This window comes from Streptomyces sp. DSM 120436, from assembly GCF_055778765.1.
The window spans coordinates 1,518,917-1,532,627 of the sequence record NZ_JBSKBS010000001.1; the positions used below are offsets into that span (position 1 = coordinate 1,518,917).

Consider the following 13,711-nt stretch of genomic DNA (forward strand, 5'->3'; position numbering starts at 1 on the left):
TCGCCCCCCCCGGATCAGTGATCCTGCTCGAGAATGCCGGACTGTGCGATGAGGTACCCCAGTTGGGCGCGGCTGCCGCTGCCGAGCGCGGTGGCCAGCTTCGCTATGTGCGCCCGGCAGGTGCGGACGTTCATGCCGAGGCGGCGCGCGATGGCCTCGTCGACGTGTCCCTCGACGAGCAGTTTGGCTATCGAGTGCTGGATGTCGGTGAGACCGTCCGCGGCGGTCTCGTACGGGGTGCCGGCGGTGAGGGGGACCGCCCGGCCCCACATGAACTCGAAGACCTTGATGAGGTAGCGGACCAGGCCGGGGTGGCGCAGTTCGAGCGCGACCTGCCGGTCGTCCCGGACGGGGATGAAGGCGACCGCGTCGTCGCAGATGATGAGGCGCTCGACCAGTTCGTCGATGGTGCGGTACTCCACCTTGCCGTCGGCGAACTGCTCGGTCCAGGCGATGCGCTCGGGGTTGTACCGCGCGGTGTGCTGGTAGAGCGTCCTGATCCGCACCCCGCGTTCGATCAGGGGCCGGTCGCGCTCCAGCGCCTCGATCAGGCGCTGCTCGGGGTGCCGGTTCTTCGGCTGGACGGTGAGCACTTCGTTCCGGCACTGGGAGGTCGCCAGGTCGAGCGCCTCGTTGATGCGGTCGAGTCCCTCGAGCACCGTGATGGAGTGGACCGGTTCCGTCAGGGGGGCGCCGAGACCCATGAACGGCTCGAACGCCTCCGCCAGTTCCATGCTCAGGCGCCTGCGTTCGGTGATCTCGCGCTCGATCGGGTCCAGCCGCTGGGCCAGCACCACGGAGGGCGGTACGGGGCGCAGCCAGTCCGGGTCGTCGGGATCGGGGTGGAGCAGGGAGAAGTCGGCCAGACAGGGTGCGGCTTCGGCCTCCGCCCGGGCGATACGTCCCGTGCGCAGTGCGTTCGCGTACAGACGGCTTCCTTCCGCGCACAGCTCCGTCATGGGATGGGGATGCACGGTTTTGGTCCGATTCGTTGTCAAATCTCCACCCCCCAGGCTCCTGAACATGCAGGAACATGATGCACCGATCGTGTGGCCATGACGTGCCCGAATGAGCCATCGTCTTACTTGACGGGGGAAAAGGGGACCTTCGAGTGAGGACGAAGCCGACTATGCGTAAGAGAATGCTTCGCTCGGTGCTTGTCGCCGCCTTGTCCGCCGTTGTGGCCTTCGGTGCGCTGAGTGGCCTCTCTGGTGCGCAGGACAACGCGGAGGACGACACCGTCTGGTCGAGTGGCGCCGTGGGCGCGGGTGGCGGCGGGGACGCGGTGTTCCTCCCGGCGGACACCGTCTGGAGCTGACGTGACCACCCCACCAGACGACCGCTCCTTCCGGCGGGAGATGGCGACCGCCTACCGGTCCGGATGGCACTTCATCGACCTGGTCACCGCCCTCCCCCACAGCGGTGACTCGTTGATGGTGACCGTCTTCGGTGAGCCCGTGGTCGTCACCCGCGACGAGGACGGGGACGTGCGGGCGTACCGGTGCCTGCGCCGGCCCAGGGGGGCGCCGAAACCCGTCCGGTGTGCCGTCCGGTACGGCATGATCTTCGTGAACCTGGACCAGCGGGACCACCGGCAGGTGGAGTCCGACTCCCCGGTCCCCCGGACCATCTCGGCCACCCCCCGCAGTGCCTGACGCGATTCCCCCGTCGTAACAGATCGCGCAGGTGCTTCCCCCCGCAGCGGCGTCACCGTGACCTGAACACGGTGACGCCGCTGCAGTTTTCCGGGGACATTTCCGGGTATCGGCCGGATCGGTCGATGGCCGGAAGGCATCGCCCCCCGGTACGTCCCACCGCTTCCCTCAGTCGCGCCCCATCGCGCGCGTGAGCGCGATCTCGATGACCACCCGGTCCGGGTTGGGGCCGGGCGTCCGCCCGTAGCGCTCCGCGTACCGCCGCACCGCGTCCTCGACGCGCTCCGGTTCCGTGCGGACCCGTGCCCGTCCCTCCAGCGTCGCCCACCGTCCGCCGTCGACCTGGCAGACCGCGACGGGCGCGCCCTCGTCCCCGGCCGCCCGGATGTGGCGGACCTTCGCGCTGGTCCGGTTGGTGATCACCCGGGCGAGCGACTGCTCCGGGTCGTACGTGACGCCGACGGGTACCAGGTGCGGTGTGCCGTCCGGACGGAGCGTGGTCAGCGTGCAGAGGTGCCGCTCGCGCCAGAAGCTGAGGTACGAAGCGCCCGGATCGCCCGGATCCACCGAATACGTGAGGGTCATGACCCCGGAACTTAGCCCTGAGGTCCTCGCGGACACCACCTTGAGTGGAATAGACTCAAGTTTGTGGACGTTGGCGGAGTCAGCCACGCACACGCCGAGGGCCATCGAAGGGCATCAAGGAGGAGAACGGACACGTGGACGCCGAGCTGACCAACCGGAGCCGGGACGCACTGGCCGCCGCCGGCAACCGGGCCGTGACCGAGGGACACCCCGACCTCACCCCCGCGCACCTGCTGCTCGCGCTGCTCGCCGGGCAGGAGAACGAGAACATCACGGACCTGCTCGCCGCGGCCGACGCCGACCAGGCCGCCGTACGCGCCGGGGCCGAGCGCGTCCTCGCCGGGCTGCCGAGCGTCACCGGATCCACCGTGGCGCCGCCTCAACCCAACCGTGAGCTGCTCGCCGTCGTCGCGGACGCCCAGTCCCGCGCCCGGGACCTCGGCGACGAGTACCTGTCCACCGAACACCTGCTGATCGGCATCGCCGCGAAGGGCGGGGCCGCCGGGGAGGTACTGTCCCGGCAGGGCGCCACCGCGGACAAGCTGCAGGAGGCCTTCCAGAAGGCGAGGGGAGCACGCCGGGTGACCACCCCCGACCCGGAGGGCCAGTACAAGGCCCTCGAGAAGTTCGGCACCGACCTGACCGCCGCCGCCCGCGAGGGCAGGCTGGACCCCGTCATCGGACGGGACCAGGAGATCCGGCGGGTGGTGCAGGTGCTGAGCCGCCGCACCAAGAACAACCCCGTGCTGATCGGTGAGCCGGGCGTCGGCAAGACCGCCGTCGTCGAGGGGCTCGCCCAGCGGATCGTCAAGGGCGACGTGCCCGAGTCGCTGAAGAACAAGCGGCTGGTCGCGCTCGACCTGGGCGCCATGGTCGCGGGCGCCAAGTACCGCGGCGAGTTCGAGGAGCGGCTGAAGACCGTCCTCGCCGAGATCAAGGACTCCGACGGGCAGGTCGTCACCTTCATCGACGAGCTGCACACCGTGGTGGGCGCGGGCGCCGGCGGCGACTCCGCCATGGACGCCGGCAACATGCTGAAGCCGATGCTCGCGCGCGGCGAACTGCGCATGGTCGGCGCCACCACGCTGGACGAGTACCGCGAGCGGATCGAGAAGGACCCGGCGCTGGAGCGGCGCTTCCAGCAGGTGCTGGTCGCCGAGCCGTCCGTCGAGGACTCCATCGCGATCCTGCGCGGACTCAAGGGCCGCTACGAGGCGCACCACAAGGTGCAGATCGCCGACAGCGCCCTGGTCGCCGCCGCGACCCTCTCCGACCGGTACATCACCTCCCGCTTCCTGCCCGACAAGGCCATCGACCTGGTCGACGAGGCCGCCTCCCGGCTCCGCATGGAGATCGACTCCTCGCCCGTCGAGATCGACGAGCTGCAGCGCGCCGTGGACCGGCTGCGGATGGAGGAGCTGGCCATCGGCAAGGAGACCGACGCCGCCTCCCGCGAGCGCCTGGAGAAGCTGCGCCGCGACCTCGCCGACAAGGAGGAGGAGCTGCGCGGCCTCACCGCCCGCTGGGAGAAGGAGAAGCAGTCCCTCAACCGCGTCGGCGAGCTGAAGGAGAAGCTCGACGAGCTGCGCGGCCAGGCCGAACGCGCCCAGCGCGACGGCGACTTCGACACCGCCTCCAAGCTGCTCTACGGCGAGATCCCGTCCCTGGAGCGCGACCTGGAGGCCGCCTCCGAGGCCGAGGAGGAGGTCGCCAGGGACACCATGGTCAAGGAGGAGGTCGGCGCCGACGACATCGCCGACGTCGTCGCCTCCTGGACCGGCATCCCGGCCGGCCGCCTGATGGAGGGCGAGACGCAGAAGCTGCTGCGCATGGAGGACGAGATCGGCAAGCGGCTGATCGGGCAGACCGAGGCCGTGCGCGCCGTCTCCGACGCGGTGCGGCGCTCGCGGGCCGGGGTCTCCGACCCGGACCGGCCCACCGGCTCCTTCCTGTTCCTCGGCCCGACGGGCGTCGGCAAGACCGAGCTGGCCAAGGCGCTGGCGGACTTCCTCTTCGACGACGAGCGGGCGATGGTCCGCATCGACATGTCGGAGTACAGCGAGAAGCACTCGGTGGCCCGGCTGGTCGGCGCGCCCCCCGGCTACGTCGGCTACGAGGAGGGCGGTCAGCTCACCGAGGCGGTGCGGCGCCGGCCGTACAGCGTGGTGCTGCTCGACGAGGTGGAGAAGGCCCACCCGGAGGTCTTCGACATCCTGCTCCAGGTGCTGGACGACGGCCGGCTCACCGACGGCCAGGGCCGCACGGTGGACTTCCGCAACACCATCCTGGTGCTGACGTCCAACCTGGGCAGCCAGTACCTGGTCGACCCGCTCAGCAGCGAGACGGAGAAGCGGGAGCAGGTCCTGGAGGTGGTCCGTGCGTCGTTCAAGCCGGAGTTCCTCAACCGTCTGGACGACCTGGTGGTGTTCTCCGCGCTCACCAGGGCCGAGCTGGAGCGGATCGCCAGGCTCCAGATCGAGGCGCTCGGCCGGCGGCTCGCCGAACGCCGGCTCGCCCTGGACGTCACGCCCGAGGCGCTGGCCTGGCTGGCCGAGGAGGGCCTGGACCCGGCGTACGGCGCGCGGCCGCTGCGCCGCCTGGTGCAGACCGCGATCGGCGACCGGCTCGCCAAGGAGATCCTGTCCGGCGAGATCAAGGACGGCGACACGGTCCGGGTGGACCGCGCCGAGGACGGGCTGACCGTCGGCCCCGCCACGGGCAAGACGCTCTGAGCCACGACACCCCGAGCGGCGCTCCGCTTTCCGGGCCCGATGTCCCCCGCGGACGTTGGGCCCGGAGCCTTTCCGGGTACCCCGCACCTGACCGGATCGAGTCAGCCCTCGGCTGACAGGCCCGTCGGGGCTTGCCACCCCCCTCCCCGCATGGGGGAGGATGGCGGGATCCGTACGAAGGGAAATACACGGTGACCATCGACCCGTCCTCGATTCCGAATTTCGGGGGCCAGCAGCCCGAGCCGCAGCCCCAAGGACCGGCGGGCCCCGTCGTCCCGGATCAGGACCTCGTGAAGCAGCTCCTCGACCAGATGGAGCTGAAGTACGTCGTCGACGACGAGGGTGACCTCGCGGCGCCGTGGGAGCAGTTCCGCACGTACTTCATGTTCCGCGGCGAGGGCGACCAGCAGATCTTCTCCGTCCGGACGTTCTACGACCGGCCGCACCAGATCGACGAGAAGCCCCAGCTCCTCGAGTCCGTCGACGACTGGAACCGGCGCACGCTGTGGCCCAAGGTGTACACCCACACCCATGACGACGGCACGGTCCGTCTCATCGGTGAGGCGCAGATGCTGATCGGCATGGGCGTCAGCCTGGAGCACTTCGTCTCCTCGACGGTCAGCTGGGTGCGGGCCGCCATCGAGTTCGACAAGTGGCTCGTCGAGCAGCTCGGCCTGGAGCAGGAGATCAACGACGCGGAGAAGCCCGACGACGACGCGTGAGCGCCCTCGGGCGCGAGCGGCGGCACCGGCCAGGTGCCCGGCCGCGGGGAGCCCAGCCCGGCCCGGAGACCGGCCCACACGGCCGGCCACGGGGCCGGGCTCTCTCATGCCCCTCTCCCACGCCCCTCTTTCCGCTGCACCGGGCCCGCCTATTCTGGTGACCATGACAGCCCAGTCCGCCACCCCGGACCCCACCCCGCGCGAGGTTCCCCGAGGCGGTCTCCGCGCCTCCCACGACGACCGGGAGGCGGTGGTGGAGCAGCTCCGCGACGCGGCCGCCGAGGGACGCATCGACCTCGACGAGCTGGACGAGCGGCTGGAGCGGGCGCTCACGGCGAAGACCTACGCGGAGCTGGACGCGCTCACCGCCGACCTGCCGAAGCCCCCGGCGCCCGTCGACCTGCCGCGCCTGGAGGTCAAGGGCGGCATCCAGGGAGCGTCCCGCGGCCCCGGGCGCTGGGACGTCCCCGCGCACGTGATCGCGCGCGGCGGCCTGGGCGGGGTGAAGCTCGACTTCAGCCGCGCCGAGTGCCGGCACCCCGAGGTCACCGTGGAGGCGTACGGCGAGGCGGCCGGCGTCACGATCGTCCTCCCCGACGGCTGGGCCGCCGACACCGGCGCCCTGGACCCCGGCATCGGCGGCCTGAAGGACACCACCACCCCCGACCGCCTCCCGGGCACCCCCCTGATCCGCCTCACCGGCTCCGGCGGCATGGCGGGCGTGGTCATCCGCCACCCGAACCGCTGGGAGCGGCGGAAGCTGGCGAACGACCGGGCACGGGGCTAGCCGCGGCTCGGCGGGCCCCCGGTCCTGCGGGCGAGGTGCCCGATCAGCACGGCGTTGACCAGCCCGGCCAGGACCACGCCGGCGGAGAAGACCAGCGTGCCCAGCCAGGGGAGCGAGTGGGACTCGGCGGGTGCCGACACCTCCACGGCGAGGAAGCTGAGCGGTGCCGCCGCGATGAGGGGCCAGATGCCCGCGAACCCGGGGTCCGGCGACAGCAGCACGGCGTACAGGAAGCTGCCCAGGGCCACCGCGACCACGGCGACGTAGATCCGCGCGGGCCAGTTGTCGACGGCGGCCGCGAGCGGTGTCCGCCGCGGGCGCGCCGAGGGCGCCCGGTCCGGTCTGCGGGCGAGCGCGCCGAACGCGGCGGCGTTCACCAGCGCGCACAGCAGCAGCCACCCGCCGTGCAGCACGGCCGCCGCCGCCTCGGCCGCCCCGCCTCCCGCCGTACCGGCCCCGAAGGGCAGGACCACGGGCAGGAAGGAGAGCGGCGCGGTGAGCAGCGCCGGCGCCACGGCGTACGGGCTGTCCGGGGCGAGGAACAGCACCACGACGCCGAGGGCGACGAGACCCAGGTAGGCGCGGGCGGGCCGGCTGTCCGTGGCGAGTGCGAGGAGCCGCCGCGGGCGGAAGCGGGCAGAGGTCGGCATCGAAGGCCCTTCCTGAAGCCGGTACGGGTCGGTGAGCACCACGGTGACCGGCCGGGCCGTGCCCCGGCATGAGTACCGGTACTCACCGCCGGCGCGACGGCACTCACCCGCCCCTCCGGCGGGGCCCCCGCCTCCGCCTGTGCCGGACCCTACCGTGCCCTCTTCCGCCCACCGGGCCCGTCCGTACGGAGACAGGTGGCCGACTCCAGTTCGCTTGGCGCAACGCATCGTTGTGAAGAGAGCCTGCTCATACGGTTGTCCGCCGTCGTCAGCGTGGGACGGGGGCCCAGGGGGCGAGCAGGTCGCGCGGCAGTTCGGCGAAGGCGTGGTCCAGGGTGCCCTCCCGGGGTCGGTCGCCGGCGGCGTCGGGGCGCAGGGCGGCCGGCCGGGCGATCCACAGGATCTTCCAGGGCCTGGAGCCCGGTTCGGGATCGCCCTGGACGCCGCCGTGCGGGTGCAGGGGGTGCAGCAGGTCGCCGATGCGTTCCACCGCGTCCTGCGTCAGCGGGCCCTCCGTCGCCGTGCAGGCCGCTGAGAAGGTCTTGGGGGAGGAGCGTGCGAGGGCCGCCGTGGTCGGGTGCCGGCGGACGGTGCGGACGACCTCCGTCAGGTGCGCGGTGATGCCCGCGACGGTGCCGTCGCTCGGGCGGGTGCGGTGCGCCGTGTCGAAGGCGTGTGCCAGTTCCGCCCGCAGGGCGCGCAGGTGGAGGGCGGAGGCGGTCTTCCAGTTGTTGTGGAGGAAGGCCCGGGTGGTGCCGCAGTCGCGGGCGATGGCGGTCAGCGACACGTTCAGGCCGTCGGTGCGCATGAGGGTGCGCACCGTGCTGATCACGTGTCCGGTGCTGTGGGGGTGGTGGTCGTGGCGGAAACGCGAGGTCATGGCGGCCACTGTGCTGAAAGGCGTGAACAGTGGGCGGCGGAATGTCGTTCGGCCACTCAGATGAGCGAGGTGTGAACAGCGCGGGCCGAAGTGTTCACACTTTTCGGCGAGGGTGTCACTTCCTGAGAGCGATGACGAACGCGGTTCGTCCGGCCACCGAGAAGACCACCGCCGGCCCACCTGAAGGCCGTCGTGCATCACCTGAGCGAACAGGGCACCCCGGCAAGGAGAGGGGAGCTCATGCGGCCGGGCCCTGTACCGACCTCGGCCGACAGGGGCCCGGGGCTGTCTCGTGCGGACTGGCTGACTACCTGCGATCGCGCAGCTCGGACAGCCTCTCGATCGCTTCGCGCAACACATCCGCACGCTTGCAGAAGGCGAAGCGGACGAAGGGTGCTCCCATCTTCCGGTGGTCGTAGAAGACGGCCGTGGGGACGGCGACCACGCCCGCGCGTTCCGGGAGGGTGCGGCAGAAGGCGATGCCGTCGGACTCGCCCAGGGGGCGGATGTCGGCGGTGACGAAGTAGGTGCCGGACGGGCGGTAGACGGCCAGCCCGGCCTCCTCCAGGCCCGCCGCGAGGATGTCGCGCTTGGCGAGCATGTCCGCGCGGAAGTCGGTGAAGTACGACTCGGGCAGCGCGAGCGCCTCGGCGATCGCGTACTGGAACGGGCCGGCGGAGACGTAGGTGAGGTACTGCTTGGCCGAGCGGACCGCCGTGACCAGCTCCGGTGAGGCGGTGATCCAGCCGACCTTCCAGCCGGTGAAGGAGAACGTCTTCCCCGCGCTGGAGACGGTGACCGTGCGGTCCCGCATGCCGGGGAAGGTCGCCAGGGGGACGTGCTCGGCGTCGTCGAAGACCAGGTGCTCGTAGACCTCGTCGGTCACGACGAGGAGGTCCCGCTCGACCGCCAGTGCGGCGATCGACGCCAGCTCCTCGCGGGTGAGGACCGTGCCGGTCGGGTTGTGCGGGGTGTTGATCAGCAACAGGCGGGTGCGGTCGGTGACCGCGTCGCGCAGCTCGTCCAGGTCCAGCCGGAAGCGGCCCTCGTCCGGCCGGAGCGTGACGGGCACGCGGGTGCCGCCCGCCATGGCGATGGAGGCCGCGTAGGAGTCGTAGTACGGCTCCAGCGCGATCACCTCGTCGCCGGGCTCGACCAGCGCCAGCAGCGAGGCCGCGATCGCCTCGGTGGCGCCGGCGGTGACCAGCACCTCGGTGTCGGGGTCGACGGACAGGCCGTAACGGCGCCGCTGGTGGGCGGCGACCGCGGTGCGCAGCTCGGGGACGCCCGGCCCCGGCGGGTACTGGTTGCCGCGCCCGTCGCGCAGCGCCCGCACGGCGGCCTCCCTGACCTCCTCCGGGCCGTCGGTGTCGGGGAACCCCTGTCCCAGGTTGATGGCCCCGGTCCGGAGTGCCAGGGCCGACATCTCGGCGAAGATCGTCGTCCCGAACTCCGCGAGCCGGCGATTGAGCAGAGGGCGCGCACTGGAGGTCATGCCGGCCATCCTCCGCCGGATCGGGGACGTCCTCAACCCGCCCCCGCCGACGCGTCGGCGTGAAACCTCTGGAGTTGCTCAACTCTGCTTTGGCGCGGATCGGGTGAGGGCATCTCCCGGTCACACCGTGAGCCGGGCACCCATGGGGGGAGCTTCGGGGGATCACGGGGGGGAACGGAAGGAGGGTGGCGCCATGACGGTCGGCATCATCCTGGTCGTGGGTCTCGTCCTGCTCGTGACGTTCGCCGTGCGGGCGTCCCGGGGCGCCGGAGCGTCCTCGGGCGGCCGGAGCCGCTCCGGCGGTCACTCCGGCGGCTGGTGGGCCGGTGACGGCGGGGGTGGCGTGAGCTGCGGATCGTCCTCCGGCGGAGGCTCGTCCTGCGGAGGCGGGTCGTCCTGCGGGGGCGGCGGATGCGGCGGTGGAGGCGGCTGACACGGGGCAGCGCGGCTCCACTTCGGGAGAACGCATCCGCGGCAGCGGGGTCCGCACCTGGGGCGGGCCCCGCTGTGGTGCGTCCGGCGGAGGTGAGCAGTCCGGTTCCGGCCGGCGCGTTGTGTGCGGTGGTACGCCGTCACCGGAGGCGTACGCCGTAGTGGAACACGTGAGCTGAGGAGCCCCCCAAGGGATGGAAAGCCCACCAAGTTGGGTAAAAACCCTGTGGTGGCGGCACAGTTCATGATTCCCTATAAATCACCAGCGCAGCCATCGGATCTCCCCGCGGACCCTCTTCCAGCCGGGTGACCGGGCTGACGGGCCGAGTCCCCGGTCCCGGGGTGCGCGGACCCGTGTCTCTCTCCTGTGTGCTTGCGGAGCCGATCCATGCTCACGACCCTGAACACCGCCTATTCGGATACGCGCGCGGCCGATCTCGCCTGGGCTCTGGGCCGCGAGCCGCTGCCGGCGCTGGCCACCCTCGACCTGGAACTTCAAGGAGCCAAGCTCCAGTTGAGGTTGCTCGGCGCCTCCCACCAGGTGCTGCTGGAGGAGGACCGGGGCCGCTGCTCGGAGACGGTGGCGTGCATCCCCGGCAGCAGCACGCCGCTCCCGCTGGCGGTGGCCGAGCGGGTGGACGACTGGGAGTACGAGTTCGCCGCCCGGGTGGAAGTCCTCCCCCCGGGCGCCTTCGCCGGCCGGGCGCAGGAGCTGCTCGCCCTGGTCTCCGACCACCCGCAGGGCCTCGTCGGGGTCTTCCCCGGCAGTCCGCACGCCTTCACGGCGATGCTCGCCCGCTGTCACGAGGGTCAGTTCCACTGGCGCACCTGGCACGCCTACCCGCAGGACGGCCAGCTCGTGACCACCCGCACCCGGGTAGGAGCGCGCGTCGCCGCGCACGCCGGGGCCCTGCGGGCGTAAACGAACATCACGCGTGTGGGTGACGTTGTGCCACGAGTACGTGACGTAACGTCCCTGGGGTGATCGATCCGCAGGCCACCGCTCCGCCCGGCTCCGCGCAGTCCCGGGACGGACCGGACGGCCCCGTAAGGGACGGCCCGGACGGTCCGGAGGACGCGAGGAGCGCGGTGCCGCTGCCCGTGCGGCAGGGCACCGGACGGTGGCTGGTCCTCGCCGGGGTGTTCGTCTGCGCCGCGTGCGGACTCGTGTACGAGCTGGAACTGGTCGCGCTCGCCGCGTACTTGATGGGCGACTCGGTCGCCCAGACGTCCGTCGTGCTGTCCGTGATGGTCTTCGCGATGGGCATCGGATCGCTCGCCGCCAAGCGGCTGCGCCGGCACGCGGCGGCCGGGTTCGGCGCGGTCGAGGCGGCGCTCGCCCTGATCGGCGGGGGCAGCGCGATGGCGCTGTACGCGGTGTTCGCCTGGACCGGCGACTGGGGCGGGCTCTGGGCGAGCGGCCCGCGCTGCCTGCTGGTCGCGTTCTCCCTCGCCACCGGGCTGCTCATCGGCGCCGAGGTGCCGCTGCTGATGGAGCTGATCCAGCGGATCCGCCGGCAGGACGCGGGCGGCGCCCTCGCCGACCTGTCCGCCGCGGACTACGTCGGCGCGCTGGTCGGCGGACTCGCCTTCCCCTTCCTCCTCCTGCCCCTGCTGGGCCAGTTGACGGGCGCGCTCATCACCGGAGCGGTCAACGCGGTCGTCGGCGGCGCGCTGGTCCTCGGGCTGTTCCGGCACGACCTCACCCGGCGCGCCCGCCGCCTGCTGCTCACCGCCAACGTGTGCGTGCTCGCCCTGCTCGCCACGGCGGCCGTCCTCGTCGACGACTTCGAACGGGCCGCCCGGCACGCCCTGTACGGCGCGGACGTACGGGTGGCCGTGCACACGGACGTGCAGGAGGTGCTGCTCACCGGCGGGCGGGACGGCCGGCCGCTGAACCTCTTCCTCGACGGGCGGCTGCGGGTCAGCGAGCGGGACGAACTCCGGTACCACGAGGCCCTGGTGCACCCCGCGATGCCCGGACGCCACGCGCGCGTGCTGGTGCTCGGGGGCGGCGACGGGCTCGCCGTCCGCGAGGTGCTGCGCCATCCGCGGGTACGGCGGGTGGACGTCGTCGAGCTCGACGCGGGCGTGGTGCGCCTGGCCCGCCACGACCCGGCGCTGTCCCGGCTCAACGCGCACTCCCTGGACGACCCGCGGGTCCGCGTGATCACCGCGGACGCCTTCGACTGGCTGCGGACGGCGCCGTCGGCCGCGTACGACGTCGTGGTGTCGGACCTGCCGCACCCCGGGATCACCGCCAGCACCAAGCTGTACGCGCAGGAGTTCTACGGCCTGGTCCGGCGGGCGCTCGCCCCGGAGGGGCGGCTCGTGGTGCACGGCGGGGCGGTCGCGTCCCGGCCGCGTGACTTCTGGACGGTGGACGCGACCCTGCGCGCCGCCGGTCTGCGCACCACCGCCTACCGGGTGCGCGGGCGGCAGGCCGGGTACGCCGCCGGACCCGACCGAGGGCCCGCGGACACGGCCCGCGCCCACCGCGACTGGGGCTTCGTGCTGGCCGCCGGCCGGCACACCCCGCGGCCCCGCCTCGACCCGGCCGGCCCGCGGCCCCGGACGCTCACCGACGCCTCCCTCGCCGCGGACGTCCGGGCGGCGGAACGCACCCGCGTCGCCGGGCTCCCGCCGTCCACGCTGGTCCACCCCCGGTACGGCGACTGAGGACCGTACCGCGCACCGCGCCGACGCGCCGTGACTTCTCGCGGACGGGGGTGCGGTACGGCGTCGCGTGGGTAGGCTCCGCACTCATGGAGCACGAGGTGTTCGTTCCGGTCGAGGCGCAGCGGCTCAGGGAGGTGCTGGACGACCCCGCGCGGGTCGCCCGGGCGGTGCCCGGGCTCCAGCACGACGCCGGCGCGGAACCCGTCGCCGGGCGGCTGAAGGTACGGATCGGCGGCTCCTCCATCACCTACCGCGGGTCCGCACGGGTGTCCGCGCGGGACGACGGCTCCTACGCCGTCGAGGGCGAGGCGGCCGAGGCCCGGGGGAACGGGACGGTGCGGCTGTCCCTGCGGCTGACGCCCCGCGCCGCGGACGCCGGCACGGCGCTCGTCGTCACGGGGACCGCCACGGCGGACGGCCGCGTCACGGAGCTTCCGCGGGACGCGGTGACCTCGGCGGTCACCCGCCTGCTGAACCGCTTCGCGGAGAACCTGGGCACGGTGGCGGAGGCGGACGCGGAGCCGCCGGCGCCCTTCGCGTCCCCGGAGCACCTCGCGGCAGGCGACTTCGAACCCGGCGCCACCACGGACTTCGAGACCACCCCGGACGCGGAGGACGCGCCCCCGCCACCGGAACGGGGGAGCGCGGCCCCGTCCGGCGAGGAGGAGCCCACGCCCGCTCCGGACACCGCGTCCGAGCCACCGCGGCTCCGGGACGAGGAACCCGCCCCGGAGCCGGAGACCCCGGACGCCGGTCCGACGCCCCCGGACGCGGGGCTCCCGGCCGGGACCGGCGGGCGGCCCCTCCCCGGCGACGCGGGCGACGACTCCCTCGCCGAGGCCGCGCACGCGCGGCGGACGATGATCGGCCGCAGCGCGGAGGAGGTCGACCACGCGCCCCCGCGCGGCCGGTACGCCCCGGTCCCCGCGCCCCAGACCGTCGCCTCCCCCGCCCCCCTCCGCTGGGCCGCCCCCGCGGCCGCCCTCGCGGTCGCCTCGGCGGTCGTCGTGATCAGAGCACTGCGCCGCCGCCGCTGACACCGCGAAACGGCGGGCCCTCCCGCGCCCGCCGGACACCCCGCCCGCCGGACACCC

13 protein-coding genes are annotated in these 13,711 nt (G+C 72.9%); 8 read left to right on the plus strand and 5 right to left on the minus strand.

Annotated features, from left to right (window positions below):
• Positions 1 to 14 precede the first annotated feature (14 nt).
• Complete coding sequence (locus ACWH4W_RS06970) at positions 15 to 959, minus strand: helix-turn-helix transcriptional regulator (RefSeq protein ID WP_473074930.1); 945 nt, start codon at positions 957 to 959, stop codon at positions 15 to 17.
• Positions 960 to 1,319: 360 nt separating this feature from the next.
• Here ACWH4W_RS06970 and ACWH4W_RS06975 point away from each other — a divergent pair, with 360 nt between their 5' ends.
• Complete coding sequence (locus tag ACWH4W_RS06975) at positions 1,320 to 1,655, plus strand: hypothetical protein (protein WP_473074931.1); 336 nt, start codon at positions 1,320 to 1,322, stop codon at positions 1,653 to 1,655.
• A 168-nt stretch (positions 1,656 to 1,823) separates the two neighbouring features.
• Here the strand turns inward: ACWH4W_RS06975 and ACWH4W_RS06980 are convergent, their stop codons facing one another.
• A complete protein-coding gene (locus ACWH4W_RS06980) occupies positions 1,824 to 2,240 on the minus strand; it encodes a pyridoxamine 5'-phosphate oxidase family protein (RefSeq protein WP_473074932.1) in 417 nt (138 codons plus the stop codon).
• A 134-nt stretch (positions 2,241 to 2,374) separates the two neighbouring features.
• Here ACWH4W_RS06980 and clpB point away from each other — a divergent pair, with 134 nt between their 5' ends.
• The 3 genes from clpB to ACWH4W_RS06995 all read left to right on the plus strand — a co-directional run bounded on the left by clpB (position 2,375) and on the right by ACWH4W_RS06995 (position 6,481).
• Positions 2,375 to 4,972, plus strand: coding sequence for an ATP-dependent chaperone ClpB (gene clpB / locus ACWH4W_RS06985; protein ID WP_473074933.1), 2,598 nt, complete (start codon positions 2,375 to 2,377; stop codon positions 4,970 to 4,972).
• Positions 4,973 to 5,163: 191 nt separating this feature from the next.
• Entirely contained in the window at positions 5,164 to 5,694 is a 531-nt protein-coding gene (locus tag ACWH4W_RS06990; RefSeq protein WP_106413248.1) for a YbjN domain-containing protein, read from the plus strand.
• A gap of 163 nt (positions 5,695 to 5,857) precedes the next feature.
• Complete coding sequence (locus tag ACWH4W_RS06995) at positions 5,858 to 6,481, plus strand: DUF1707 SHOCT-like domain-containing protein (RefSeq protein ID WP_473074934.1); 624 nt, start codon at positions 5,858 to 5,860, stop codon at positions 6,479 to 6,481.
• Here ACWH4W_RS06995 and ACWH4W_RS07000 read toward each other — a convergent pair.
• The 3 genes from ACWH4W_RS07000 to ACWH4W_RS07010 all read right to left on the minus strand — a co-directional run bounded on the left by ACWH4W_RS07000 (position 6,478) and on the right by ACWH4W_RS07010 (position 9,515).
• On the minus strand, positions 6,478 to 7,131 hold the full coding sequence (locus ACWH4W_RS07000) for an SCO4225 family membrane protein (RefSeq protein ID WP_473074935.1): 654 nt from the start codon (positions 7,129 to 7,131) through the stop codon (positions 6,478 to 6,480). The genes ACWH4W_RS06995 and ACWH4W_RS07000 overlap by 4 nt on opposite strands.
• A gap of 268 nt (positions 7,132 to 7,399) precedes the next feature.
• Entirely contained in the window at positions 7,400 to 8,011 is a 612-nt protein-coding gene (locus ACWH4W_RS07005; RefSeq protein WP_473074936.1) for a hypothetical protein, read from the minus strand.
• 307 nt (positions 8,012 to 8,318) lie between these two features.
• On the minus strand, positions 8,319 to 9,515 hold the full coding sequence (locus tag ACWH4W_RS07010) for a pyridoxal phosphate-dependent aminotransferase (protein WP_473074937.1): 1,197 nt from the start codon (positions 9,513 to 9,515) through the stop codon (positions 8,319 to 8,321).
• 184 nt (positions 9,516 to 9,699) lie between these two features.
• Between ACWH4W_RS07010 and ACWH4W_RS07015 the strand changes: the two genes are divergently transcribed.
• The 4 genes from ACWH4W_RS07015 (at position 9,700) to ACWH4W_RS07030 (ending at position 13,654) form a co-directional block, all read left to right on the plus strand.
• Entirely contained in the window at positions 9,700 to 9,939 is a 240-nt protein-coding gene (locus tag ACWH4W_RS07015; protein WP_473074938.1) for a hypothetical protein, read from the plus strand.
• Between the two features lie 387 nt (positions 9,940 to 10,326).
• Entirely contained in the window at positions 10,327 to 10,860 is a 534-nt protein-coding gene (locus ACWH4W_RS07020; protein ID WP_473074939.1) for a DUF2617 family protein, read from the plus strand.
• 59 nt (positions 10,861 to 10,919) lie between these two features.
• Positions 10,920 to 12,617, plus strand: a complete 1,698-nt coding sequence (locus tag ACWH4W_RS07025; RefSeq protein WP_473074940.1) for a polyamine aminopropyltransferase — start codon at positions 10,920 to 10,922, stop codon at positions 12,615 to 12,617.
• Between the two features lie 86 nt (positions 12,618 to 12,703).
• Positions 12,704 to 13,654 carry an SRPBCC domain-containing protein gene (locus ACWH4W_RS07030; RefSeq protein WP_473074941.1) on the plus strand — a complete coding sequence of 317 codons (951 nt, stop codon included), beginning with the start codon at positions 12,704 to 12,706 and terminating at the stop codon, positions 13,652 to 13,654.
• The last annotated feature ends 57 nt before the right edge of the window (positions 13,655 to 13,711 follow it).

Bases quoted from the DNA above. Each gene is read 5' to 3' on its own strand.
- ACWH4W_RS07000 (WP_473074935.1), bottom strand. From the start codon at position 7,131: ATGCCGACCTCTGCCCGCTTCCGCCCGCGGCGGCTCCTCGCACTCGCC.
- ACWH4W_RS07030 (WP_473074941.1), top strand. From the start codon at position 12,704: ATGGAGCACGAGGTGTTCGTTCCGGTCGAGGCGCAGCGGCTCAGGGAG.
- ACWH4W_RS06980 (WP_473074932.1), bottom strand. From the start codon at position 2,240: ATGACCCTCACGTATTCGGTGGATCCGGGCGATCCGGGCGCTTCGTAC.
- ACWH4W_RS06970 (WP_473074930.1), bottom strand. From the start codon at position 959: ATGACGGAGCTGTGCGCGGAAGGAAGCCGTCTGTACGCGAACGCACTG.
- ACWH4W_RS07015 (WP_473074938.1), top strand. From the start codon at position 9,700: ATGACGGTCGGCATCATCCTGGTCGTGGGTCTCGTCCTGCTCGTGACG.
- ACWH4W_RS07020 (WP_473074939.1), top strand. From the start codon at position 10,327: ATGCTCACGACCCTGAACACCGCCTATTCGGATACGCGCGCGGCCGAT.
- ACWH4W_RS07010 (WP_473074937.1), bottom strand. From the start codon at position 9,515: ATGGCCGGCATGACCTCCAGTGCGCGCCCTCTGCTCAATCGCCGGCTC.
- ACWH4W_RS06995 (WP_473074934.1), top strand. From the start codon at position 5,858: ATGACAGCCCAGTCCGCCACCCCGGACCCCACCCCGCGCGAGGTTCCC.
- ACWH4W_RS07005 (WP_473074936.1), bottom strand. From the start codon at position 8,011: ATGACCTCGCGTTTCCGCCACGACCACCACCCCCACAGCACCGGACAC.